The following is a 24,821-nucleotide window of genomic DNA, read 5'->3' on the forward strand; positions in this document are numbered from 1 at the left end:
TGCGGCGATCCTTGCCCGCGAAGGCGCCGCCGATGAACCTTTACCACTGTCTGATCGAACTTCGCCCCGAGGCGCGCGCCCTGTCCTTCGCCCAGGCAACGCAGCACTGGATGGACCATCTTCAGGCCAGGGGCCTGATCACCGGCTGGCGGCTGTTGCGCCGCAAGTTCGGCCTCGCTTCCGGCGGTCATACCGACTTCCTCGTCGAAATCGAAATCCCCGGCCTCGCCACGCTCGACGCCGCCTTCTCGGCGCTGGCCATGGCCGATGACGAGGCGACGCGGCGCTATGACCAGATGCATGGCATGATCGCCCGCGCCGAGATGGGCCTGTATCGCCCCTATCCGGATCCATCGCAGCGCGAACGCATCGCGCTGATCTAGCCCTTTCTTCTGTTCCCAAATATCCCGGGGTGAGTGGCAGAGCCGCGAGGGGCAGAGCCCCTGGCCCCGCTTGCCACGGGTCCCCGCGCCGGGTAAATCGCGGCCATGGAACCCCTTCACATCATCGGCGGCGGCATGGCTGGGTCCGAGGCTGCCTGGCAGGCCGCGCAGGCCGGCGTGCCCGTGGTCCTGCATGAAATGCGCCCGCAGGTCGCCACCTTCGCCCATCGCACCGGCGATTTCGCCGAGATGGTCTGCTCGAACTCTTTCCGCTCGGACGACGACGAACGGAATGCCGTCGGGCTTCTGCATTGGGAAATGCGGGCGGCGGGCGGGTTGATCATGGAAATGGCGACGCAGCACCGCCTGCCTGCGGGCGGCGCGCTGGCGGTGGACCGCGATCCCTTTGCCGCCGCCGTGACGGAACGCCTGAAATCCCATCCGCTGATTTCCACGTCTTATGAAGAAGTTACCGAACTTCCCTCATCCGGCCACTGGATCATCGCCACCGGCCCGCTGACCAGCGCCAGGCTGGCCGAGAGCATCCGCGCCGCCACCGGGGCCGAGGCGCTGGCCTTTTTCGACGCCATCGCGCCCATCGTCTACGCCGAAAGCGTCGACATGTCGGTCGCCTGGATGCAGTCGCGCTATGACAAGGGCGAGACAGCGGAAGAACAGACCGCCTATATGAACTGCCCGATGGACAAGGCTCAGTATGAGGCCTTCATCGACGCGATCCTTGCAGCGGAAAAGACCGAATTTCACGAAGGCGAGACGGCGGGCTATTTCGACGGATGCCTGCCGATCGAGGTCATGGCCGAACGTGGCCGCGAGACGCTGCGCTTCGGCCCGATGAAGCCGGTCGGTCTGACCAATCCGCACAACCCGGTGAAACCCTATGCCGTGGTGCAGCTGCGCCGCGACAACAAATTGGGCACGCTCTACAATATCGTCGGCTTCCAGACCAAGATGAAATACGGCGCGCAAACCGCTGTTTTCAAGATGATTCCGGGGTTGGAGAATGCCAGTTTCGCCCGGCTGGGCGGCATTCACCGCAACACGTTCATCAACTCGCCCACATTGCTCGATGAACAGATGCGCCTGCGCAGCCGCCCGAACATCCGCTTCGCCGGCCAGATCACCGGGGTTGAGGGCTATGTCGAATCCGCCGCGATGGGCCTTCTTGCGGGCCGCATGGCCGCTGCGGAAATGCGGGGCGGGGTCGTGCCGCCGCCGCCGCCCGACACCGCGATGGGCGCCCTGATCACCCACATCACCGGCGGGGCCGACGCCAAGACCTTCCAGCCGATGAACGTCAATTTCGGCCTCTTTCCCCCGATCGACGCCAAAGGCGGTCGCAAGGGTCGCAAGGACCGCTACAAGGCCTATACCGACCGCGCGAAAATGGCTTTCGCGGCATGGCTTTCGTAACCCGCTTCGCGCCTTCGCCCACCGGCCCCCTGCATCTGGGCCATGCCTATTCGGCGATCCTCGCCCATGACATGGCGCGGGCAGAAGGCGGGCAGTTCCTGTTGAGGATCGAGGATATCGACCGTCAGAGATCGAAGTCCTCGTGGGAAGCCCAACTGATCGAGGACCTGACGTGGCTGGGCCTGACCTGGGATGCCAAGCCGATGCGGCAATCCGAACGCCTGCCGAACTATGCGAGGGCCCTCGATCAGCTCTGGGCCAGGGATTTGCTCTATCCGTGCACCTGCAGCCGCCGGGATATCGAGCTGGCGCTGGGGGCACCGCAAGAGGGTGTCTTGCCGGGCCCGGACGGTCCGATCTACCCCGGCACTTGTCGCGGGCAACATTGCAAGGGCCTTCCCTGCTCGATGCTTCCCCGTCCCGCCGAGATGCACCTGCGGCTGGATATGGGCCGGGCCACAGCCTGCTGCGAACCTGCCATCCTTCGTGCGGATGCCACCGATTGGGGCCCCTGGTTCAGCGAAACCGGATCCGGGCACGCCGGGACCATCTTCACCAACCGCGACGCCTTCGAAGAGAAGATCGGGGACATCGTTCTGTCCCGCCGCGACTTCGGCACCTCCTATCACCTTGCCGTCGTCATTGACGACGCGGCCCAGGGCATCACCCATGTCATCCGTGGCGAAGACCTGCTCGAGGCGACGCCGATCCATGTTCTGCTTCAGCGCCTGCTCGGCCTGCCAACGCCAATCTACCACCACCACCGGCTGATCCGCGACGATCTAGGAAAGCGGCTGGCCAAGCGTGACGATGCGCAGGCCTTGGCGAAATACCGGGCCGAAGGGGCGACGCCCGCAGATATTAGGCGCATGGTCGGGCTTTAGTCAGCCCCCTTCGGCGCCCGGCCCTTGCCGGAGCATGGGCGCCATTGCGCAGGCCATGCTACTGCCTATTGGCGGAGGGGAATGGGAGTCGAACCCACCCGGGACAGCCTGACTGCCCCAACCGGATTTGAAGTCCGGCCGCCCCACCGGGGACGCTTCCCTTCCCTGTCCCGAACCCGCGGTCAGGCATCAAACTGGTCGCGACGATGCGGATTTATGCGCCGCAGGTCGCCACGGCGCAAGGTCACGCCCAGCCGGTCGAAATATTCGAGGATCTCGATCGCCACCTTGCGGCCGTTCTGCACCCGGTCGCGGAAAGCGGCGGCGGTGATCCAGCCATCCCGGCTTGCCGCTTCGATCTCGGCAAGAATGGCCAGCATTTCGGCCAGGGCCGGGCGGTGGAAATAATGATCAGGGCCAATCTGGTCGATACGGCCAAGCCGCTGGCACAGGCGCATGACCCGGCGGATCTCGGCTTCGGGCAATAGCAGCATATGGGCAAAGTCGCGCACGCGAGGCGGGCGAAAGCGGGCCTCGCCCTGAAGGCCGGGCAGGAGAGCGGCGTAGAGCGCCTCGTCCCCCTCGTTCAGCTTCACCTCATGGCTTGGCAGGCGCAGGAAAGACCCTTCGAGCACCAGCCGCCCGGCCAGCGCCTCGCTGTGTAGGAAGGGCAGGAAGGCATCGCGCGGCAGGCGCGGGTTCAGCGACACGCGCAGGGGTTCGCGGCCAAGGCCGACAAGGTCGGGCTTCTCGTCATGGAAGGCCGCCAGCCGGGCCTGCGCCTGAGCGCGCAGGTCGTCAAACCGCGCATGGGACAGCGCAAGGGGACCGATCTGGCCTGCGCCCGCCGCGTGCAAGAGGTCCGGCCCCTGCCCCGCATCGATCCCTCGGTCGCGCAGGAAGGCCGCCAGATCGACCGGCCCGGCCTCGGCAAGGCCGCGCAACGCCTCGGCCGGCGTGGCGGAAAGGGCGGCGGTCAGCGCGGCCAGGCGTTCCGGTTTGCGGCGGTGACGGGCGGGGGCGCGCAGGTCAAGAAAAAGCCCGCCGCCGATAGTTCGGCTGGCCGAGGGATCGCGCAGGATGAAGCGGTCGCCGACCTGCGCTGCCAGCGGCCGGTCGAGGACAAGCTGGACAAAGCCGGTCTCGCCCGGGGCTATGGCGTCTTGCAAGGGCACGACATGCACCCCGGCCTCGGCGGCATGGCTATGCAGACGGGCCGAGAACCAGGCGGTGAGGGGTTTGCCTTCGGTGGCAAGCAGGGTGAGACGGGCGTCGATGCGATCGGCGGGGGCGTGGAAACCAGGGGCGACAAGACAGTCGCCGCGCTGGATCGCCTCCTTGTTCACGCCATCGCCCGCCAGGTTCAGCGCGCAGCGCTGCCCGGCATGGCCAGCTTCCGCCTTGCGGTTCTGGGCGTGCAGCCCGCGCAGCCGGACGGGCAGGCCCTGGGGGCTGACGATCAGGCTGTCGCCGGGGTGCAGGGTACCGGCCAGCGCCATGCCGGTGACAATCGTGCCCGCGCCGGTCAGGGTGAAGCTGCGGTCGACCGAAAGCCGCGCGGGGCCAAGCGCGGCACGGGCGGCAGTGGCGGCCTCTGCTTCGATCAGGCGCGCGCGCAGCATGTCGATGCCCTGCCCGGTCAGCGCAGAGACGGGCAGGATCTCGGCCCCGGCCAGGGTGGTACCGCCCAGAGCGCCGCGAATCTCGGCCTTCACCTGGCCAAGACGCGCCGCATCGGCGAGATCCGCCTTGGTCAGAGCGACGAGGCCACGCGTGAGGCCCAGAAGATGCAGGATCGCCAGATGTTCGCGGGTTTGCGGCATCACGCCGTCATCGGCGGCGACGACCAGCAGGGCGAAATCGATGCCCCCCGCCCCCGCCAGCATCGTGTGCACCAACCGCTCATGCCCCGGCACATCGACGAAGCCCGTCACCGCCCCGCCGCCCAGATCGGCATAGGCAAAGCCAAGGTCGATGGTGATGCCTCGGGCCTTTTCTTCTGCCAGCCGGTCGGCATCGACGCCGGTCAACGCCTTTACCAATGCGGTCTTGCCATGGTCGATATGGCCTGCCGTGCCGACGATCATGCCAGGGCCAAGGCAGAGAGAAGGTCGTCGTCACGCGAAAGGCAGCGCAGGTCAAGGATCAGCGCGCCGTCGCGGATATGGCCGACGATCGGACGGGGCGCGGTGCGCAGCCGGACCGAAAGCCTGTCAGCCGCGTCGCCGCCCCGTCCCGTCAGCCGCAGCCCCGCCGAAGGGATCGTGTCAACCGGCAGCGCGCCCGAACCGATCTGGCTCGCACAGGCGCAGGGCGCACAGGCATAGTCCCAGGCGGCAACAATGGCCTGGACCTGCGGGGCCAGCCGGGCGGCCATGGCGGCGATCTCAGGTTCAGGGCGCGACAGGTAGCGCAGCGTGGGCAAACGCTCGGCCAGCCGGTCGGGATCGCGATACAGCCGCAGGGTCGCCTCCAGCGCCGCGATACGGATCTTGTCCAGCCGCAAGGCGCGCTTCAGCGGGTTCCTGTTGATCTGGGCAATCAGATCCTTGCGCCCGACGATGAAACCCGCCTGCGGCCCGCCCAGCAACTTGTCGCCCGAGAACGTCACCAGATCGGCGCCTTCGGCCACCGCCTCGGCGACGGTAGGTTCGCGGCGCAGCCCGTAGACGGACAGATCGACCAGCGAGCCTGCGCCAAGATCGTTCATCAACGGCAATCCGGCGGCGCGGGCCATGGCCGCCAGATCCGGCGCGGGTACTTCGGCGGTAAAGCCCTCAATCCGATAATTCGAGGTATGGACCTTGAGGATCAGCCCGGTTTCCGACCGCAACGCATCCTGATAGTCGCGTGGATGGGTGCGGTTGGTGGTGCCGATCTCGCGCAGAACCGCCCCGGCGCGGGCCATGATATCGGGCAACCGGAAGGCGCCGCCGATCTCGATCAATTCTCCCCGCGAGACCACGGTTTCGCGCCCGAGCGAGAATGTATTGAGCGCGATCAGCACGGCGGCCGCGTTGTTGTTGAGGAGGGTGGCATCCTCGGCCCCGGTCAACTCGCACAAGAGCCCGCGCAGATGATCGTCGCGCTGGCCCCGTGATCCGCCGCCCAGGTCGAACTCCAGAGCCAGCGGATTGGCCATCGCCTGCGCGGCGGCTTCGATCGCTTCGGGGGGCAGGATGGCACGGCCAAGGTTGGTGTGCAGGACCGTGCCCGACAGGTTCAGCACCGGGCGCAGCGCGGACCGGGCCTGACGGGCAAGGTCGGCCTCGATCTGGTCGGGCAGAAGGGCGGCCAGCGCCGCACCGTCGCCCCCCCGCCGGATCGCAGTGCGGGCGGCGTCAAGCCGCGCGCGAATGGCGGCGGTGACAACCGCGCGGCCATGCTGGGCCACCTGCGCCTGCCCCTCGGCCCCGGTCAAAAGCTGGTCGACTGAAGGCAGGGCACGAAAGCCGTCCATCAATAGCCCACGAGGAAGGGATTGGCGCCGCCGCGGATCAGACCTGACTCTCTCATCATCAGATCCAGACCCAGGCTGCCGACATCATCGGCGATGGGATCAAGCGTCGGGTTCTTGCTGGCATAGAGGATCTTGACCCAGGAGTTGCAGTCGCCGCAGCATTCGGCCTTGACCGTGGCTTCGGTGGTCTCGGCCGAACGATAGGAGATCTTGCCGCCCTGCCCGCAGCACAGGCAGGTGATGCGAACCGCATTCCATTGCGTCGCGCAGAGGGCGCAGCAGGCGTAGCGGATATTCTCGATCCCCGGCGCGCCTGTAACAGTCGAGGTGGCGGGGCGGCCGCCACAGGCCGGGCACTGCCCAATGCCGCGGGGGGACAGCGCCTTGGCGTCCAGCGTCGCGGCAAGGCGGGTCAGGTGCACTTGCGCCGCCAGCGCCGCGAAAAGATGCGGGGCCGGGCCGTCGGCGGGGATGGCATCGTCCAGCACATTGGAAAGAAGCCAAGCGCGGTCCTGCGCATCTGCCAGTGCCACCGCTTGAAGCGCTTGCCTGGCGCTGTCCGGCATGTCGAGCCTTTCAGCTTCTGCGCAGAGCGTGATCAGGGTTGCGTGCAAGGCTGGGTCAGCCGCCAGCAGCGCGCGGTCGAGGTGACCGGATGCCCTGACAGGCGGCAGCTCGAAGCAAAGCCGCGCTTGCAGCCCGGTCAAGGCAGCCAGAAAGGCGAGATAAGGGGCAAGGTTGCCAGATCTCGCCAGAAAGGCGAAGCGCGCCTCGCGGAGCGCGAAGACGCGGGCAGGATCGGGCAGGATCACGAAGGGCGGCACCGGCACGCCGCCGATCAGGCTGGGGTCAGGCTGGACGCCCTGGCTCATCTCTTCCTTTCCGGGCCGACCGGCCACGGCGTTCTGCGACCGGCGATGCCGTCACGCATCTCAGTTTGACGTCTCGCGCCGCGACCGTCCAGCCACTTCGCGCAGCCATTTGCGATGGTGCCGGAAGGCCCAGCCGCCAGTGACCGAGCCGCGCGTCATGGCGCGGATGGTGCCGCGCGTCCAGATCGCCGCATAGACATGCAGGATGAAGACCAGAAGCATCAGGATCGCGGCGGCGGAATGGGCCAGCATGGCCAGGCGGCGGTCGGGGATAGACACCAGATCCGGGAAATATTCCTGCCAGATCATGATGCCCGTGCCGAGCAGCGTCAGGATCAGCAGACCCATGGCCCAGAAGACGAATTTCTGCCCGGCATTGTATTTGCCAAGGGTGGGCAGCTTTTCCTCGTTCTGGTCCATCACGTCCCGGATATGCTTGACCCAGACCACGTCGTCGCGGCGCGGCAGGTTACGAGGAACAAGCTGGATGAAGATCAGCAGATAGCCCACCGCCAGCACCAGCCCCAGGAAAGGATGCAGCCAGCGCGCATTCTGCCCGCCGCCGAACAGCGCCGTCAGTCCGTAAAGCGCGGGCGAATAGAAGGCGAGGCCAGAGAGCATCAGCAGGATCGTGGTGATCGCAATGGTCCAATGGTTCAGCCGCGTGAACCACCGGTAGCGCGACAGGATGACCGGCTGGCGGCTGACGAGGTGATCGCCCGCTTCGGAATATTCGCGGCTCATGCGGCGGGCCCCCCTTGCCCTGGCACCGGCGCCGGGCTGGCGGGTTGGCCGGTCTCGGCCTGCACAAGATGCGCCGCCTCGGCTTCATCGGTCACGGTCACCTTGTTCGCGCGGGCGAAGAGGCCATGCAGGATCGCGCCTGCCGCCGCCAGACCCACAGCGGCAAGGCCCACGGTCTTGGCCGGGCCCTTCCACCCCTCGACCACCGGAGAGATCGCGGGATTGTCGGGCAGGTCGGCGTAAAGCGAGGGCTTGTCGGCATGATGCAGCACATAGATCACATGGGTGCCGCCCACGCCCTGCGGATCGTAGATCCCGGCATTGTCATAGCCGCGCGACTTGAGGTCGGTCACGCGGGTCTCGGCATGGGCGAGCATGTCGTCCTTGGTGCCGAAGACGATGGCCTGGGTCGGGCAGGCCTTGGCGCAGGCCGGCCCCTGCCCCACCGCGACGCGGTCGGAACAGAGCGTGCATTTGTAGCTTTTGTGATCGACCTTCGACACGCGGGGCACGTCGAAGGGGCAGCCGGTCACGCAATAGCCGCAGCCGATGCAGTTCTCATGGACGAAATCCACGATGCCGTTGGAATATTGCACGATGGCGCCGGGCGCCGGGCAGGCCTTGAGACAGCCCGGATCCTCGCAATGCATGCAGCCATCCTTGCGGATCAGCCATTCGAAATCCCCGGTATCGGGATTCTCGTATTCGGTAAAGCGCATCAGCGTGAACATGTCGGGGGTAAGGTCATGGGGGTTTTCATAGACCCCCACATTCTCGCCCACTGCCGGATGGGTGTCGTTCCATTCGACGCAGGCCGATTGGCAGGCCTTGCAGCCGATGCATTTCGACACGTCGATCAGCTTGGCGACCTTGGTCAGCTGCCGCTCGGGCGGGGCGAGGTTCGGCATGGCCGAGGCGCGCACCACATCCGAGGGCAAGAGGTTCACATCCATGGGCTGCACGGGCGGGTTGGCCGCCGCGGTCACGGGTTCCGGTGCGCGCGTTGTCATACCATCGGCTCCTTGTCGGCAGGTTCGATGTTGACGAGGAAGGCCTTGAACTCGGGCGTCTCGATATTGGCGTCGCCGACATAGGGCGTCAGCATATTGGGACCGAAGCCCTTTTTTGCCGCGCCCATGAAACCCCAATGGATCGGCATCCCCACGACATGGACGGTCTTGTCGCCACAGATCAGGGGCTTGATCCGCTTTGTGACCACCGCCTTGCCCCAAATCTCGCCGCGCTTGGACCAGATCCGGACCATGCCGCCGCGGGTGATGCCCTTTTCAGCCGCCAGCTCCTCCGAGATTTCCACAAAAAACTCGGGCTGCAACGCGGCGTTGACCGGGTTGTGCTTGGTCCAGAAGTGGAAATGTTCGGTCAGCCGGTAGGAGGTGCCGACCAGCGGAAACTCGTCGCTGGTCGCCATCTGGGCCAGATCGTCGGGGAAGACCCGGGCGACGGGGTTGCCGCGCAGGTCCGGGTTCAGCGCATTGGCGATCGGGCTTTCGAAGGGCTCCATATGGCTGGGGAAAGGCCCGTCCTTAAGGCCCTTGCGCGCGAAAAGCCGCCCGACGCCCTCATTCGTCATGATGAAGGGCATGACGTCGCCGGGTTTCGAGGTGACGCCGATATCGGGCACGTCATAGCCGGCCCATTTCTCGCCATCCCATTCGATCAGCTTGCGCTCGGGATCCCAGGCCTTGCCGTTCAGGTCGGCCGAGGCGCGGTTGTAAAGGATGCGGCGGTTCAGCGGCCAGGCGAAGGCCCAGTTCAGATACATGCCGGCCTCGTCGGGATCGGTATTGTCCCGCCGCGCCATCATGTTGCCGTCCTCGTTCCAGCAGCCCGAGAAGATCCAGCAGCCGCACATCGTGCTGCCATCGTCCTGCAACTGGCTGAAGTTCTTCACCTGCTTGCCCGCCTCGACCACGACCTTGGTCGGGTCTTTCGGGTCCATCACCGTGGTCAGGGCGCGGCCGTTCATCTCGCGCGCCAGTTCCGCAGCGGTGGGTTCCAGGGGATCAGCATAATCCCAAGTCAGATTCAGGATCGGATCGGGGAACTTGCCACCCTCGTCCTGATACAGCTTCTTCACCCTCTGGAAGATGTTGGACATGATCCAGGTGTCCTTGCGGGCATCGCCCGGCGGCGTTGCGCCCGCCCAGTGCCATTGCAGCCAGCGCCCCGAATTCACCAGGGCCCCCTCATCCTCGGCAAAGCAGGTCGTGGGCAGCTCTAGCACTTCGGTCTGGATCGCGGCGGGGTCGACCTTGTTGTAGATGCCGTGATCTTCCCAGAAATGCGCCGTCTCGGTCTGAAGCGGGTCCATGACCACCAGAAGCTTCAGCTTCGACAGGGCGGCGGTCAGCTTGGCGCGGTTGGGAAAGCTGAGCAGCGGGTTGAAGCCCTGGCAGAAGTAGAGATTGACCTCGCCTTTCGACATCATGTCGAACATGCGCAGGATGTCGTAGGACGGCACGTCCAGCTTGGGCAGGTAGTCATAGGCCCAGCCGTTTTCAGCCTTCGCCGCGTCGCCCCACATGGCCTTGAGGAAAGAGACCATGAACTTGCGATAGTTCTGCCAATAGCTGGTCTGGTTCGGGCGCAGGGGCTTGTTCCCGCGCGTCGACATGTAGGTCTCGAAGTCGGTTTCCTTGTCCACCGGGATGTTCAGATAGCCGGGGATCAGGTTCGACATCAGGCCAAGGTCGGTCAGGCCCTGGATGTTGGAATGCCCGCGCAAGGCATTCACCCCGCCGCCGCGCATCCCGATATTGCCCAGGATCAGCTGAAGCATCGCCATGCCGCGAATATTCTGCGCGCCCTTGGAATGCTGCGTCCAGCCAAGGGCATACATCGAGGTCATGACCTTGTTCGGCGCCGAGCATTCCGCGATCATCTCGCAGATCTTCAGATAGCGGTCCTTGGGCGTGCCGCAATTCGCCGCGACGAAGTCGGGCGTATAGACATCGACATGGGCCTTGAGCAGGTTCCAGACGCAGCGCGGATCGGTCAGCGTGGGATCGGTCAGCGCAAAGCCGTCCTCGCCCATCTGATAGTCCCAGTCGGTCGTGTCGAAAACGCGCTTCTCGGCGTCATAACCGTTGAACAGACCCTCCGACCAGCCAAAGCCCGCGCGCACCAGGAAGGAGGCGTTGGTATAGTTTTTGACATAGTCCCACTGCACCTTATCGTTCTCGATGCAGTAGCGGATCACCCCCATCAAAAAGGCGATGTCGCTGCCCGGGCGGATCGGGGCGTAATAGTCCGCGACCGAAGCGGTGCGGGTGAAACGAGGGTCCACCACGATCAGCCTGGCACCGCGTTTGGCCTTGGCCTCGGTCACCCATTTGAAACCGCAGGGATGCGCTTCGGCAGCATTGCCGCCCATGACAAGGGCAAGATCGGTGTTCTTGATATCGGTCCAGGCGTTGGTCATTGCGCCACGGCCAAACGTCGGAGCCAGACTGGCTACCGTCGGGCCGTGTCAGACACGTGCCTGGTTGTCAAAGCCGACCGTACCCAGCGCGCGCACGGCCTTGTAGGTCAGCCAGGCGGTCTCGTTGGTGGTGCCGGAGGCCGCGAGGAAACCCATGGTCTTCCAGCGGTTGACCTTCTGGCCCTGATCGTTGGTCTCGATCAGGTTCGCGTCGCGGTCATCCTTGATGGCGCGGGCGATCTTGTCGAAAGCCTGGTCCCAGGTGATGTCCTGCCATTCCGTCCCGCCCGGCGCCCGGTAGCGCGGCTTGGTGGCGCGGGTGGGCGACAAAGCGAAATCCTTGATCGCGGCGCCCTTCGGGCACAGCGTGCCACGGTTGGTGGGGTGGTCGGCATCGCCTTCCACATGCACCAGTTCCGCCTTCTCGCCCGCTTTCAGATCGCCCTTGGAATAGAGGATGATCCCGCAGGCGACCGAGCAATAGGTGCAGATGTTCCGGGTCTCGGTCATGGTGGCGAGTTTGAAGCCGCGCACATGCGCCGCCTCTGCCGCTTCGGCCTGGGCAAAGCCCAGCGCCCCCAGCGACGTTGCCGCCCCCCCCGCACCCGCAAGCTTCAAGAAGCTGCGCCGCGAAAGGTCGATGTTCATCGGAACCTCCCTGCATTTACGTGGCTTATTGACAAGGATGCTCGACCCAAGCCGCCCTCCTGTCAAGAATTTCGCCACGCCGGTCGGCCAGATGTGATCAGGCCGGACCGCCATCCTGCCGCTCACGCCAGGCGGCCGCCGCACGGGTCATCGGACGCAGGAGACACAGCTCGATCGCCAGCATGACGGCGACGAAAGCCAGCGCATAGGCCAGGACGCCCGCGATCTCGAACAGTTGGAAGCGCATGTGGATCTGGAAGCCGACGCCCGACGAGCGGCCAAGGAATTCGACCACCAGCACCAGCTTCCAGATGATCGCGAGGCCGGTGCGGGCGCTGGCGGCTAGGAAGGGCGCCAGTTGCGGCAGAATGACATGGCGCAAGCGGGCGGTGGGCGGCATGGCGAAGACCTGTGCCATATCGGTGAGACCCGGGTTCAGGGCGCGGGCCCCCTCGCGCATGGTCACCAGGACAAGAGCGGTCTTGTTGATGGCGACGGCAGTGATGGCGGCGGTCTCGTTCAGACCGATCCAGAGATAGCACAGCACGATCACCACCAGCGCAGGCAGGTTCAGGAAGATGGTCACCCAGGGGTCAAGCCAGCGGTCGGCGCGCGGGCTGCGGCCAAGCCACAGGCCCAGCACCGTGCCCGCAACCATGGCGAGGGCAAAGGCCGCGACCACGCGCAGCAGGGTCGCCGAAATATGGTGACAGAGACGGCCGGATCGGGCCTCGTCTGCCAGCACCGCAAGAACCTCGGGCGGGGCGGGCAGGACGCGCGGGTCGGCCCGCAGGGCCGAAAGCGCCCACCAGAAGGCGACAAAGCCCAGAAGCGACAGCGTATAGGTCAGCGCGGCGCGGGCGGAGGCGCCGGGGAAGGATGCGGTTTTCGGCGCGGGTGTCATGCTGCGGAATGATAGCGGCTGGCCCGCGGCCAAGGGTCAAGACTTTGGTCTCATGTCACGAAGGCAGGCGCAGGCCTAGGCTCGCGGGCATGATGCGCTGCCTTTTTCCGATCCTTGCTGCGCTATGCAGCCTTGTCGCCCTTGCCCTGTCGGCGGTTGCCGAACCGCTGTCGCCGGATGCGCTTTCAGCCCGCATCCTACCGCCCTATGCCCTGGGCGAGCCGGTGAATGACAAGGGCGTCTACAGCCTGCTGAATTCCGGCCGCGATGTCGTTGGCTACGTCTTCGAGACCGAGCCTCTGGCCCCGCTGCCCGGCTTTTCGGGCGCGCCGATCGACATGCTGGTGCTGCTCGATCTCGAGGGGCGATTCATCGATGTCCAGCTGGTCACGAATAACGAGCCGATCTTCGTTTCTGGCCTCGGCGAAGCGCCCTTGCGCAAGTTCCTTGAGCAGTATCGCGGATTGTCGATCCATGCGCCCCTGGTCGTGGGTGTGCCCTATGGGTCGGGAGCCGAAGGCAACGGGATCACCTATCTCGACGGCGTGACCAAGGCGACGGCGTCGGTCCGTATCGCGCATGAATCGATTCTGGCCGCCGCGCTGGCGGTGGCACGCGAGAAGATGGCGGGCGTCAGCGCCGGGCCGCCCGCGCGGCCCGATCCGGCGGTGGACGAGGCGCTGGACTGGCAGGCGCTGGTCGATCAGGGCATTGTCGGGCATCTGGTGGTGACGAATGCGCAGCTTGATGCGGCGTTCAAGGGCACAGTCTGGGCGCAGGACGACCCGGCGGCGGCAGATGATCCTGACGGGATATTCCTGGACCTGTGGCTGATCGACATCGGCCCGCCCGCGATTGCCCGCGCCGTGCTGGATGCGGAATCGCTGAAGGATCTGAACCGCTTCCTTGCCGTCTCACCCGATGACGAGCCGTTTCTGGTGATCGATGCCGGCCGGCATGGTCTTGTCACGCCCGATTTCGTCCGCAACACCGCGCCCGATCTGCTTGGCGCGACGCAGGACGGGTTGCCCGTCGCTTTGCGGGACGCGGACCTTCTGTTCCAGACCCTGCCCGACGTGCCCGAGGGCACGGCGATGATCCTCCGCACCGATCGGCGGCTAGGCTTCGATCCGACCCGACCCTGGGTGCTGGACGTGACGGCCCTGCGCAGCCATGGCATGTTCCAGCCCGAAATCGGCTCGGCCGTCTTCACGCTGGATCATCAAAGCCCCCGGCGCTTCTTCACCCGCCCCGAGGTCTTGCAGCCGCTGCCGCCCTGGCTTGAGGCGCTGCGGGCGCGGGCGCCGGATCTGGCGGTGCTGGCGGTCGCACTGCTGGCTCTAGGCTTTCTGCTTGGGCCGGGGATGACACGATTTGCCGGGCTGAAAGGGTTCAAATCGTTCCGGCTGGGCATCCTGGTCGCGATGACGGCGTTTGTCGGTTTCTGGGGTCAGGGCCAATTGTCCATCGTGACGCCCCTCGCCACGCTGCGGGCGGTGATGCAGGGCGGTGGGCTGGTCTTTCTGCTGTTCGACGCCTTCTCGCTGCTTGTCTGGACCGCCGCCGGGATCGGTTTCCTGATCTGGGGCCGCGGCTTCTTTTGCGGCTGGCTGTGCCCCTACGGCGCCTTGCAGGAACTGGCCTTCCGGCTGGGCCGCCTGCTGCGCCTGCCGGAATGGGAACTGCCCGAGCGCTGGAACCGGCGGCTGGTGCTGGTGAAATACGGGGTGCTGGCGGCATTGGTGGCGACGGTTTTCGCAGCGCCGGGACAGGTGGAAACCGCGGTGGAGGTGGAGCCGTTCAAGACGGCCATCACCACGGGTTTCCAGCGCGAATGGGGGTTCACTCTTTATGCCGTGCTGTGGCTGGCGCTCGGGATGGTGACCTTCAAGAGCTATTGCCGCTACCTCTGCCCGCTGGGCGCGTTCATGGCGATTGGCGGGCGGCTGCGCCTCCGTGACTGGATCGCGCGCCGCAAGGAATGCGGCACGCCCTGCCAGCTTTGCCGGGTGAAATGCGCCTACGCGGCGATCCGGCCCAATGGCAAGATCCAGTATGACGAGTGTTTCCAGTGCCTTGACTGCGTGACGATCCATGATGATCCGAAGCAATGCGTGCCGCTTGTGCTGGCCGCGAAGGGGCGGCCGCTGCGCATTCCGGCCGTGGCTGGAAAAGAGGTGCTCGCATGACGCTGCCCCGACGCCGCTTCCTGACCATCTGCGCTGCCGCGGCCCTGCTGCCCCGCAGCGCTCGGGCCGCAAATTGGCAGGGCATCGCGCTGGGCGCCGATGTTTCGGTCACGCTCGAGGGCCCCGGCGCAGAGGTGGCGTTGATCGACCTACCCGCGCTGCTCGATCGGATCGAGGCGGTGTTCAGCCTCTATCGCCCGTCCGAGCTGGTGCAGCTGAATGCCAAAGGCGCGGGACGCGTTTCGGATTGGATGGCGCAGGCGCTGGCCCTGTGCGACCGGCTGCACGGGCTGACCGGCGGGGCCTTCGATCCGACGGTGCAGCCCCTGTGGCGGGCGCTGGCGGGGGGCGGCGACCTAGCGTCGGCCCGCAGGGCAATCGGCTGGGGCCGCGTGCGGCTGGGCGAAACGGTCACGCTGGACAAGGGTCAGGCGCTGACGCTGAACGGCATGGCCCAGGGCTTCGCCGCCGATCTGGTGCGCGGCTGGCTGGCGCGGCGCGGCTTCACGCGGGCGCTGGTGGATATGGGAGAGCAGGCCGCCCTGGGCGGGCCGTTCCACATCGGCATCGCGGACCCGGAGGCCGGGCTTCTGGCAAGCCGAAGCCTGCGCGGCGGGCGGGCGCTGGCGACCAGCTCGCCGCGCGCCACGCTGGTGGCGGGCATGCCGCATATCCTGCATCCGCGTGGCCTGCCGCCGCTCTGGTCGACCGTCGCGGTCGAGGCCGATAGCGCGGCCCTGGCCGATGGTCTGTCGACAGCACTGGTCTTTGCGCCGCCCGCCGAGATTGCGGCGCTGCGCAAGGCGGTGCCTCAGATGGGGCCCGTCGTGCTCGTGGATCAGTCGGGCGATCTGCAGACCGTGTGACCGATGGCGCGTCGAGGCCCGTGGCGCCTTGCCAGTCCGGCGCGCGCGCAGGCCGCCAGGATAGGCTCAGCGTTCCGGCGGCAGGAAGGTCAGCCCGTAATCGGCATAGGCCTTGGCGATGCGCCCATCGACCAACGCCGCCGTGATGGCATCGTCCAGCGCATAGGCGAGGTCGCGGTGGCTGGTATGCACGGCGAGGCCCAGCGTCCACTTGCCCTTGGCAAAGCCCGGCAGCGGCGGACGGTGCACGCGCACCCCCGAGCCCGCACCATATTCCAACTGCGCCAGCGGCCCCATCGCGGCCATGGTCTCGCCATTCGCCAGGGCGGCCATCCCCGCAGCCATGGTCGGAAAGCGATGGACATTGCCGCCGATATCGCCACCCGGGAAAGAGGTCAGGTAGAAATCCGAGATGGAATCATTCTCGACCGCCACGGTGTCGTAGCGGAAAAAGGCTGGGACCGGCGCGCCCTCGTCGCGGCCCTCGCCTTTCGGCACGGCGTCGGGATAGGCGTCCAGCCGATAGGCGATCGCCATTTCTTCCATCGCATATTGACCCGTGAAAACCACCTGATCGATCTTGCAGGCATAGTCCGGGTCATAGGGCACGCGCAGCATCACATTCGAGACCGGCTCTTTCAACACGCCGCCGCGCCAGATGTTGACCATGAGATCAGTGTCCATCGTCTCGCCCGCATCGGTGAAGCGAAACTCGGGCTGCACGCCCAGACTTTCGGCGAGGATACGCCCGATCTCGATGTCGACGCCCTTGGGCGTATCGCCCTCCAGCCAGCTATAGGGCGGAAAATCGGCATAGACGGCCACGGTCAGCGTTCCGCGCGCGACGATATCGTCCAGCGTCTCGCCAACGAATTCGCGCGGCGTGTTCTGCGGGCGCTGTTCAGGCGCCACACCTTCGCAGCGCGCAAGGGCCGATGCGGCGGGGAAGACCCCCGCCGCCAGCGCCAGTGCCGCGATCAGCGCCCTGCGGCGCATGATCAATGCGCCGCCGAGAGGCCGACCGTCAGCGCATCGGCCGCATGTTTGGCGCCTTCGGCCGACCCGTCCAGCAGAAGGGCCGCCCGCCGCGCCGCGCTGTCGGCCACTGGCGCGCCGGAGGCGGTCTTGACCTGCGCGGCAATGTCGAGAAGTTCGGTCTTCAGTGCCGCCTGATCACCCGAGCCGCCATGCAGGGTGTCGCGGATCTCGCCCAGACGGGAGGCGAAGGCATCCAGCGCGCCGTCCTCGGGCCGCGTCTCGATATAGGTGCGGATCGCCCAGCCTGCCTTCTGGCCCAGCACTTCGCCGAAGGCCGGCATCTTGGTCGTGCCATCCTGAGTATAGCCGTGCTGAAAACGCTCGACGAACCATTCGTCGCCATAATCCGACGCCTCAAGGAAGCGCAGATCCGGCGCGAGGCCGCCCGACACGACCCCCAGCCCGTGGCAGCGGGCGCAATTCTGGTTGTAGCCCGAGTCGCCGATCTCGACCGCCTTGGCCCAGACCTCGTCCCCCGCCGTATCGGCGCGATAGGGGTTCAGCCCCAGCCATTCCTCGCCCACTTCGGGCAGGGCATCGGTGTTGACGGGCTGCGGCGCAACATCGCCATGGGCCAGTGCCATCGTGGCAAGGGCCGAAAGGGCCAGGCCGGCAAACAGCGGGCGGGCCGCAAGGCGGCGGGTCTTGTCGGTCATGGTCTGTCCTCCATCAGAGCCTTGCTCTAGGGGCTATTCCAGAACCCCGGATGCAGGAATTAGACTTTCGTGCCGATCCCGCGCCCTTCGGCCCGCTTTACGACCTTGGTCTGATAGGCCGGGCCGCGCCTTTTGCGCAAGCATGGGCAGAGAGGGAGAAAAATGGCCGCATCGCACCGCATATCGCCGGGCTTCGCCCACTGGGCAAAGCCCGTCTTCATGGCGCTCGTGCTGGGTTTGGCCATGCCTGCCGGGGCCGAGACGCTGGCGGTGAAGGTTCTTTACCTGCGGCAAGAGGTCGACCGCCCGCCAGTCCTTTCGAACCTCGATGCCGTGCCCGATGATCTGGGCCTTGCGGGGGCGGAACTGGCGATCGCCGACAACCGCACGACCGGGTCCTTCCTGGGACATGACTATTCCTTGACTGTCGTCAGCCTTGCCCCCGGGGCCGATACGGCAACCGAAGCGAAAGCGGCGCTTTTGGAGGCCGACCTTGTCGTGCTCGACGCCCCTGCCCCGGCGCTGCTGGCCGTAGCCGATCTGCCCGAGGCCAAGGGCAAGCTTCTGTTCAATAGCAGCGCCGGGGACGACGCGCTGCGCTCGGCCGACTGCCGGGCGAACCTGTTGCACACGATCCCCGAGGATGGGGCGCGGACCGATGCCTTGATGCAGGTTCTGACGGCAAAGCGCTGGACGCATCTGGCGCTGGTCGTCGGTCCCAAGCCCGCCGATCAGGCCTTCGCCGATCACCTGCGCCGCTCGGCGGCGAAATTTGGACTCGAAATTGTGGGCGAAAAGCCCTGGACTTTCGACACTGATCTGCGCCGCGCGGCGGTTGTGGAACTGCCGCCCTTCCTGATGGACCTGCCGGACCATGACGTGCTTCTGGTGGCCGACGAGACCCAGGATTTCGGCCGATATGTGCCCGACAACACCTTCCTGCCCCGCCCGGTGGCCGGATCGGAAGGCATGGTGCCCGCGGCCTGGGCGCCGGTCCTGGAACAATGGGGGGCCGTGCAGTTGCAGGAACGCTTCGAGGCCCAGGCCGGGCGCGAGATGCAAGGGCGCGATTTCGCCGCCTGGGCCGCTGTGCGCGCCATTGCCGAGGCGGTGACGCGCACCGGAAAGGCCGACCCGGCATCCCTGCGCGCCTATCTGCTGTCGGACGCTTTCCAGCTTGACGGGTTCAAGGGCCGTGGCCTGTCGTTCCGGCCCTGGAACGGCCAGCTCCGGCAGCCGATCCCGGTGGCGAACGCCCGCGCCCTGGTCGCCATGGCCCCGGTCGATGGCTTCCTGCACCCGGTGAACGAGACCGACACGCTGGGCCTTGATGCGCCCGAAAGCCAATGCACCGCCTTCAAGGACTGATCCGATGCGCCATGTTCTGACCGCCCTTCTTGTCCTCGCTCAACCCGCGCTGGCCGCCGAAATCTGGGTGACGAATGAAAAGGATGACACGGTCAGCGTGATCGACGTGGCGACCTTGCAGGTCATCAAGACCTATCCCACCGGCGAACGCCCCCGCGGCATCACCTTCTCCAAGGATTTCTCGCGGCTCTACATCTGCGCCTCTGACAGCAACACCGTGCAGGTGATGGACCCGGCCACGGGCGAGATCCTGCATGAGCTACCCTCGGGCGAAGACCCCGAGCAGTTCGTCCTCGCCCCCGATGACCGCCATCTCTACATCGCCAATGAAAACGATGCGGTGACGACCGTGGTCGATACCGAAAGCCGCAAGGTGGTGGCGCAGATCAATGTCGGCATCGAACCCGAGGGCATGGCGGTCAGCCCGGATGGCAAGGTGGCGATCACGACCTCGGAAACCACGAATATGGCGCATTGGATCAACACCGAGACGCATGAGCTTTTCGCGAATACCCTGGTCGACAGCCGCCCCCGCCACGCTGAATTCACCGCCGATGGCGCGCAGCTTTGGGTGACGGCCGAGATCGGTGGCACGGTGTCAGTCTTCGAAACCAAGGGCCAGACACAGATTGCCAAGATCGATTTCGCCATTCCCGGCGTCAGCGACGACTTGGTCCAGCCGGTCGGTCTGCGCTTCTCGCCCGATGGCAAGCGCGCCTTCGTGGCGCTGGGGCCTTCGAACCACGTCGCCGTGGTGGATACGGCGACATTCCAGGTGACGAATTACATCCTGGTCGGGCGCCGGGTCTGGCATCTGGAATTCTCGCCTGATCAGACCCTTCTCTTCACCACCAATGGCGTCTCGGGCGATGTGACGGTGATCAATGTCGCCTCCGAGACCGCGGTGAACACGGTCAAGGTCGGCCGCTTTCCGTGGGGGGCCGCGGCCCGGCCCTGAGGATCAACCAAGACCGGATTGCCGAGCGGTGCCTTCGGGCGCAGCATGACGGTACAGGATGGAGGAAACGATGCGAACAATCCTGCTGGCGCTCTTGGCCCTGCCCCTACCCGCCCTTGCCCAGGACGAGGATGGCGGCGGCGGCACGCTGAACCCCGAAGAGCTGTCCTTGAGCCGCGTCCTATCGGATACAGATCAAGGCATTGTCTCGATGCCCAATTGCGCCATGGGCTACATGATCACCAAATCCGGCCGCCATGCCGAAGCGCGCGAGGTGTTCGAACTGTGCGCCGCCGCAGGCTATACCGGCGCGATGACCTGGATGTCGCAGCTTGACGACAACGGGCTGGGCGCGCCCGAAGACCCGGCGGCGGCCGCGGAATGGGACCGCATGGCCGCCGAGGCGGGCGATCCGGTCGGCCTGTTCAATTACGGTCTCGACAAGATGCGCGGGCGCGGCACGGCGCTGGACGAGGCGGGCGGCCGGGCGCTGATCGACCGCGCGGCCGAAGCGGGCCTGCCCACGGCCAAGCGGCTGCAAGAGGCGGAATATGACCTCGATGAAGTCACGCCCGATGCCGATAACTGGAAATACGGCGAACGGCTGTTCTAGCGCCTGCCGCTTCATCTTGGCCCAAATACTGCGCGGGGGTGCGGGGCTGTGAAACCCTCGAAGATCCGTCCCGCCGCGCGCTAAGCAGCCTGAGCGCGCGCAGCGAGCCGGGCCGGCCGGCCGTCGAGCCAGAGTACCCGGTCACACAGGGCCGTGGCCTCGGCTTCGGAATGGGTCACCAGCACAGTTGCCACGTCAGCTTCGGCGCGCAGACGCAGGAAGAGGGCCAACATCTCGGCATGGGTCGCGGCGTCGAGTGAAACGAAGGGCTCGTCCAGCAGAAGCACCGTCGGCCTGCCCGCGAAGGCGCGCGCCAGCGCAAGGCGGCGCTGCTGGCCCAGCGACAGCGCGCCGGGATAGCGCGCCTCCAGCCCGGCAAGGCCGACATCGGCCATGGCGGCATGGGCCTCAGGCTCGGAGCAACCGGTGACCAGCGTCAGGTTCTGGTCGCTGCGCCGCCAGGGCAGCAGCATCGGATCCTGGAACACCATGGCCAGCCGGCCCGCGACATTGCGGCTTCCCGAAAAGCGTCTGTGCAGCCCGGCCAGAATGCGCATCAGCGTGGTCTTGCCCACGCCGGACGGGCCCATAATGCCCAGCGTCTCGCCCGGCGCGACGACAAGGTCCAATGGGCCAAGCACGGGCGCCCCCGCGCCATAGCCCGCTTGCGTCAGGCGCAGCGACAGGGCGGGGGCGGCCATGGTCATTTGGCGGAAGGCTGCAGGAAGACGCCTGCGGGCAGCGTGGTCATCTTGCCGACAAGGTCTTCGCCGCCAAGGCTGGCCATGATTTCCAGCATCTTGGCCGCTGCCGCCTCATCGACCGGGCCAGGCTCCGGGATGCCAGCGCGGAAGCCCGCCTTCAGCGCCTCGAACTGTGCGTCATCCTTGGCCTTCATCAGCGGGCGAAGATCCTCCCAGGCCTTATCATCGGTCGCCAGCAGATCCTTGGCCTGACGGCTGGCCGCGGCCAAACCCTGCACGACGTCGGGATGCTCGGCCAGAAGTTTGCCCTGCACCACATAACCCAGAAGCGGCGTGTCCGGGTCTAGGCCCAGCGCCGCGCCGGCCTGCGCCACCGTGATCAGCGGCCGCATCCCCGCCGCCTCCATCTTGGCGCCGAAATGCCAGAAGTTCACGGCGGCATCCAGTTCGCCCGACAGCGCCGTCTCGAAGACCAGAGGCGGGGCGGCGAAGACCTGTTCGGTCTGCCCCGCCAGATCGAAACCCTCCACCTTCTGCGCGTAGGCGCGCAGGATCAGCCAGGACTTGTCGACCGGCCCGCCCGCAACACCGATCTTCTTGCCCGCAAGATCCGACAGTTTCCGGGCCGGACTGTCGCCCGGCACATGCAGTGCGCCCACGGCGCGGCTGTAGGGGATGAAGACCAGATCCTGCCCTTCGGCGCGTTCGCGCGCCACCCAGAGCCAGTCGGAGACGATCACATCGGCCTCTCCGGCCAAAAGCGCCAATTGTGCCGCAGGACCGGCGGCGACATCCTGAACCTCAAGCTTCAGTCCCTGCGCCTTGTCGAAGCCGTGGCTGGTGATCGTGCTGATCTCCCAATTGACGGTGCCCGCGACCTGGGTCGCGATGCGCAATGTGGTTTCCTCGGCTCCGGCAAGCGTTGGAAACTGGATCCCGGCCAGGGCCAGGGCACAGGCCGCCGCCCAGTTGCGTGCTACGAACATTCCAACCTCCCTGTGGCCGGATCGGACATGCCCGGCCTCTCCCTGGCCGGAAACGATAGCAGCGGCCCGTCTGCTGCCTATTAGACCAAAGGCCAAGCCGGGCCTGCGACCGGCAGCTTCAGGCAGGGTTCCGCCCCGACATACGACCAAAGCACAAGAACACGCTTGACCTGTGTCAAGGACCGTCGCGAGGGAAGCGCGCCCAGTCGATCCAGTCCGATCAGGCGACCGCAGGAGATGAGCCATGACCCAGACCCGCCTTTCCCTTGCCGCAACCTTTCTGGTCCCGCTGCTCGTCACCGCAGCGCCCGTCCTGGCCGAAACCGGGATCGACCAGCAGATCAAGATAGATGCCGGGGCGGCCTTCTTTGCCAGCGAATGCCGCCGCTGCCACGCAACCGATGCCGAGAAGTCCAGCTATGGTCCGCTTCTGGAAGGTGTGGTCGGGCGCCCGGCAGGGAAATTCCCCGACTATCCCTATTCAGAGGCGCTGGCCAAGGCCGGCTTCACTTGGACCGAAGGCGCGCTGCGCGCCTGGATGGAGGATAATACCGGCCTCGTTCCGGGCACGAAGATGCGCCACGTCGGCATCAGCGATCCGGTGATACAGGATTTTATCCTGTCCTATCTAAAGACGCTGGGCCCGGCGCAATAGCGCCACCCGGCCCCGGCATCCGCGGAGCTGATTTTGGGCGGGCGGGCAGAAAACTACGACCTTTTGCCCCCCCGGCTTACGACCTTGGTGCAATTCCCACATTCCCGTGATCACGCGGATGATGCCGGGCAGAGGGCGTGCGGCCAGGCGTCACGAGGACACGGGTCGCGCAAATCCTCGCTGCATCCACGGGAGGATACCGATGAACCGTTTTGCCGTGGCCGTAACGGCCACCCTGCTTGCCGCGCAGACGATGTGGAGTCCGGCGATGGCCGGAATCACCGAAGAGGACCTTGCGGGGGACGAGGCCTCGACCGGCGATGTGCTGACCAACGGAATGGGGCGCGACCTTCAGCGCTTCAGTCCGCTGGAAATCCTCAACAAGGACAATGTGTCCAAGCTGGTGCCGGTCTGGGCCTTTTCCTTCGGCGGCGAGAAGCAGCGCGGGCAAGAGACCCAGCCGCTGATCTATGACGGAATGATGTATGTCACCGCCTCTTATTCGCGGCTCTATGCGGTGGATTTGAAGACCGGCAAGGAAGTCTGGCAATATGACGCCCGTCTTCCCGAAGGCATCCTGCCCTGCTGCGACGTGATCAACCGTGGCGCGGCGATCTATGGCGACAACATCTATTTCGGCACGCTGGACGCGCGCATCGTCGCCCTGAACCTCAAGACCGGCGACGTGGTCTGGAACAAGAAGATCGCCGAGTACAAGGAAGGCTACAGCTATACTGCCGCGCCCCTGATCGTGGACGGGCTGGTGATCACCGGCAATTCGGGCGGTGAATTCGGCATCGTTGGCGAAGTGCAGGCCCGCAACGCCGAGACAGGCGAGCTGGTCTGGACCCGCCCGACCATCGAAGGCAATATGGGCACCTACATGGGCAAGGAAAGCACCATGACCGGTGAGCTGAACGCCACCTGGCCGGGCGATCTGTGGAAGACCGGCGGCGGTGCCACCTGGCTGGGCGGCAGCTATGACATCGAAACCAAGACGATCATCTTCGGCGCGGGCAACCCCTCGCCCTGGAACAGCCACCTGCGCAACGCCGGCACCCCGGTCGAGGGCAACAAGGGCGACAACCTCTATGCCGCCAGCCGCATCGGCATCGACCCGACCAATGGCGAGATCAAGTGGCACTTCCAGACCACCCCGCGCGAGGGCTGGGACTATGATGGCGTGAACGAGGTGATCGCCTTCACAGACAAGGACGGCGCCAAGAAATTCGCCACGGCCGACCGCAACGGGTTCTTCTACATCCTCAACCGCGAGGACGGGAAATTCCTGAACGCCTGGCCCTTTGTGAAGGATATCACCTGGGCCAAGGGCATCGACGAGAATGGCCGCCCGATCTTCAACGAGGACAACCGCCCGGGAGATCCGTCGAAATCGGCCGATGGCGCCAAGGGTGACATGGTCTTTGCCTCGCCTTCGTTCCTGGGCGGCAAGAACTGGATGCCGATGGCCTTTAGCCAGAAGACCGGCCTGTTCTATGTGCCCTCGAACGAGTGGGGCATGGACATCTGGAACGAGCCGATCACCTACAAGAAGGGCGCGGCCTATCTGGGCGCGGGCTTCACCATCAAGCCGAATTACGAGGACCATATCGGCTCGCTCAAGGCGATCGACCCGATGACCGGCGAATGGAAGTGGGAGTACAAGAACGAGGCCCCGCTTTGGGGCGGCGTGATGACCACCGCAGGCGGTCTGGTGTTCTTCGGCACGCCGGAAGGTGAGTTCAAGGCACTGGATGACGAGACCGGCAAGGAGCTGTGGCACTTCCAGACCGGCTCGGGCATCGTCGGGCAGCCTGTGACCTGGGAAGAGGATGGCGAGCAATATGTCGCCGTGGTCTCGGGCTGGGGCGGTGCCGTGCCGCTGTGGGGCGGTGAAGTGGCCAAGAAGGTCAACTACCTGAACCAGGGCGGCACTGTCTGGGTGTTCAAGCTGCCGAAGGAACTGGCCTCGAATTGACCCCTGCGCGGGCTTCGTGGCCTTGCCTGACGGTCTGACCGA

General features: G+C 65.9%; 21 protein-coding genes, 1 tRNA gene and 1 pseudogene. 10 read left to right on the top strand and 13 right to left on the bottom strand.

What is annotated here, in order from left to right; genetic code table 11:
* Nucleotides 1-32: 32 nt before the first annotated feature.
* From ACED67_RS20165 to gluQRS, 3 genes are all read left to right on the top strand, one after another.
* The gene (locus ACED67_RS20165) at nt 33-383 is read left to right on the top strand and encodes a DUF6614 family protein (RefSeq protein WP_395543532.1); all 351 of its coding nucleotides are present in this window, start codon (nt 33-35) and stop codon (nt 381-383) included.
* A 105-nt stretch (nt 384-488) separates the two neighbouring features.
* A complete protein-coding gene (gene trmFO, locus ACED67_RS20170) occupies nt 489-1,814 on the top strand; it encodes a methylenetetrahydrofolate--tRNA-(uracil(54)-C(5))-methyltransferase (FADH(2)-oxidizing) TrmFO (protein ID WP_395543533.1) in 1,326 nt (441 codons plus the stop codon).
* Complete coding sequence (gluQRS, locus tag ACED67_RS20175) at nt 1,802-2,698, top strand: tRNA glutamyl-Q(34) synthetase GluQRS (protein WP_395543534.1); 897 nt, start codon at nt 1,802-1,804, stop codon at nt 2,696-2,698. The genes trmFO and gluQRS overlap by 13 nt, the downstream gene beginning before the upstream one ends.
* Before the next feature lie 69 nt (nt 2,699-2,767).
* Here gluQRS and ACED67_RS20180 read toward each other — a convergent pair.
* The 9 genes and pseudogenes from ACED67_RS20180 to ACED67_RS20215 all read right to left on the bottom strand — a co-directional run bounded on the left by ACED67_RS20180 (nt 2,768) and on the right by ACED67_RS20215 (nt 12,768).
* Nucleotides 2,768-2,863: transfer RNA gene (locus ACED67_RS20180), tRNA-Sec, on the bottom strand.
* A 17-nt stretch (nt 2,864-2,880) separates the two neighbouring features.
* Nucleotides 2,881-4,785: a selenocysteine-specific translation elongation factor gene (gene selB / locus ACED67_RS20185; RefSeq protein ID WP_395543535.1), complete on the bottom strand. Its 1,905-nt coding sequence runs from the start codon at nt 4,783-4,785 to the stop codon at nt 2,881-2,883.
* Nucleotides 4,782-6,158, bottom strand: a complete 1,377-nt coding sequence (selA, locus tag ACED67_RS20190) for an L-seryl-tRNA(Sec) selenium transferase (protein ID WP_395543536.1) — start codon at nt 6,156-6,158, stop codon at nt 4,782-4,784. Before selA ends, selB begins: the two co-directional genes overlap by 4 nt.
* On the bottom strand, nt 6,158-7,030 hold the full coding sequence (fdhE, locus tag ACED67_RS20195; protein WP_395543537.1) for a formate dehydrogenase accessory protein FdhE: 873 nt from the start codon (nt 7,028-7,030) through the stop codon (nt 6,158-6,160). The genes selA and fdhE overlap by 1 nt, the downstream gene beginning before the upstream one ends.
* Nucleotides 7,031-7,090: 60 nt before the next feature.
* Entirely contained in the window at nt 7,091-7,774 is a 684-nt protein-coding gene (locus ACED67_RS20200) for a formate dehydrogenase subunit gamma (protein WP_395543538.1), read from the bottom strand.
* Nucleotides 7,771-8,784 carry a formate dehydrogenase subunit beta gene (gene fdxH, locus ACED67_RS20205; protein ID WP_395543539.1) on the bottom strand — a complete coding sequence of 338 codons (1,014 nt, stop codon included), beginning with the start codon at nt 8,782-8,784 and terminating at the stop codon, nt 7,771-7,773. Before fdxH ends, ACED67_RS20200 begins: the two co-directional genes overlap by 4 nt.
* A pseudogene (gene fdnG / locus ACED67_RS20210) lies at nt 8,781-11,252 on the bottom strand (formate dehydrogenase-N subunit alpha); the annotation flags it as partial. The gene fdxH and the pseudogene fdnG, both read right to left, overlap by 4 nt.
* Before the next feature lie 12 nt (nt 11,253-11,264).
* Nucleotides 11,265-11,864: a twin-arginine translocation signal domain-containing protein gene (locus ACED67_RS21675; protein WP_508436225.1), complete on the bottom strand. Its 600-nt coding sequence runs from the start codon at nt 11,862-11,864 to the stop codon at nt 11,265-11,267.
* Between the two features lie 97 nt (nt 11,865-11,961).
* A complete protein-coding gene (locus ACED67_RS20215; RefSeq protein ID WP_395543541.1) occupies nt 11,962-12,768 on the bottom strand; it encodes an ABC transporter permease in 807 nt (268 codons plus the stop codon).
* Nucleotides 12,769-12,860: 92 nt separating this feature from the next.
* On the opposite strand from ACED67_RS20215, the gene ACED67_RS20220 reads away from it, so the two are divergent.
* Complete coding sequence (locus tag ACED67_RS20220) at nt 12,861-14,957, top strand: 4Fe-4S binding protein (RefSeq protein ID WP_395543608.1); 2,097 nt, start codon at nt 12,861-12,863, stop codon at nt 14,955-14,957.
* Entirely contained in the window at nt 14,954-15,823 is an 870-nt protein-coding gene (locus tag ACED67_RS20225; protein WP_395543542.1) for an FAD:protein FMN transferase, read from the top strand. The genes ACED67_RS20220 and ACED67_RS20225 overlap by 4 nt, the downstream gene beginning before the upstream one ends.
* A gap of 66 nt (nt 15,824-15,889) precedes the next feature.
* On the opposite strand, the gene ACED67_RS20230 is transcribed toward ACED67_RS20225, so the two are convergent.
* On the bottom strand, nt 15,890-16,819 hold the full coding sequence (locus ACED67_RS20230; protein WP_395543543.1) for a substrate-binding periplasmic protein: 930 nt from the start codon (nt 16,817-16,819) through the stop codon (nt 15,890-15,892).
* A 2-nt stretch (nt 16,820-16,821) separates the two neighbouring features.
* On the bottom strand, nt 16,822-17,517 hold the full coding sequence (gene pedF / locus ACED67_RS20235) for a cytochrome c-550 PedF (protein ID WP_395543544.1): 696 nt from the start codon (nt 17,515-17,517) through the stop codon (nt 16,822-16,824).
* 162 nt (nt 17,518-17,679) lie between these two features.
* Here pedF and pedA1 point away from each other — a divergent pair, with 162 nt between their 5' ends.
* The 3 genes from pedA1 to ACED67_RS20250 all read left to right on the top strand — a co-directional run bounded on the left by pedA1 (nt 17,680) and on the right by ACED67_RS20250 (nt 20,456).
* Complete coding sequence (pedA1, locus tag ACED67_RS20240) at nt 17,680-18,885, top strand: lanthanide ABC transporter ABC transporter substrate-binding protein PedA1 (protein ID WP_395543545.1); 1,206 nt, start codon at nt 17,680-17,682, stop codon at nt 18,883-18,885.
* Nucleotides 18,886-18,889: 4 nt separating this feature from the next.
* Complete coding sequence (locus ACED67_RS20245; RefSeq protein WP_395543546.1) at nt 18,890-19,843, top strand: YVTN family beta-propeller repeat protein; 954 nt, start codon at nt 18,890-18,892, stop codon at nt 19,841-19,843.
* Between the two features lie 70 nt (nt 19,844-19,913).
* Nucleotides 19,914-20,456 (top strand): SEL1-like repeat protein, encoded by a 543-nt coding sequence (locus ACED67_RS20250; RefSeq protein ID WP_395543547.1) that lies wholly within the window; start codon nt 19,914-19,916, stop codon nt 20,454-20,456.
* 80 nt (nt 20,457-20,536) lie between these two features.
* Here the strand turns inward: ACED67_RS20250 and ACED67_RS20255 are convergent, their stop codons facing one another.
* Nucleotides 20,537-21,163: an ABC transporter ATP-binding protein gene (locus ACED67_RS20255; RefSeq protein WP_395543548.1), complete on the bottom strand. Its 627-nt coding sequence runs from the start codon at nt 21,161-21,163 to the stop codon at nt 20,537-20,539.
* On the bottom strand, nt 21,160-22,146 hold the full coding sequence (locus ACED67_RS20260; RefSeq protein ID WP_395543549.1) for an ABC transporter substrate-binding protein: 987 nt from the start codon (nt 22,144-22,146) through the stop codon (nt 21,160-21,162). Before ACED67_RS20260 ends, ACED67_RS20255 begins: the two co-directional genes overlap by 4 nt.
* A 244-nt stretch (nt 22,147-22,390) precedes the next feature.
* On the opposite strand from ACED67_RS20260, the gene ACED67_RS20265 reads away from it, so the two are divergent.
* The gene (locus tag ACED67_RS20265; RefSeq protein ID WP_395543550.1) at nt 22,391-22,801 is read left to right on the top strand and encodes a c-type cytochrome; all 411 of its coding nucleotides are present in this window, start codon (nt 22,391-22,393) and stop codon (nt 22,799-22,801) included.
* A 202-nt stretch (nt 22,802-23,003) separates the two neighbouring features.
* Nucleotides 23,004-24,779, top strand: a complete 1,776-nt coding sequence (locus ACED67_RS20270; protein ID WP_395543551.1) for a PQQ-dependent methanol/ethanol family dehydrogenase — start codon at nt 23,004-23,006, stop codon at nt 24,777-24,779.
* Nucleotides 24,780-24,821: the final 42 nt, after the last annotated feature.

It is taken from the genome of Neotabrizicola paludis (genome assembly GCF_044142105.1).
Lineage (GTDB): Bacteria > Pseudomonadota > Alphaproteobacteria > Rhodobacterales > Rhodobacteraceae > Pseudogemmobacter.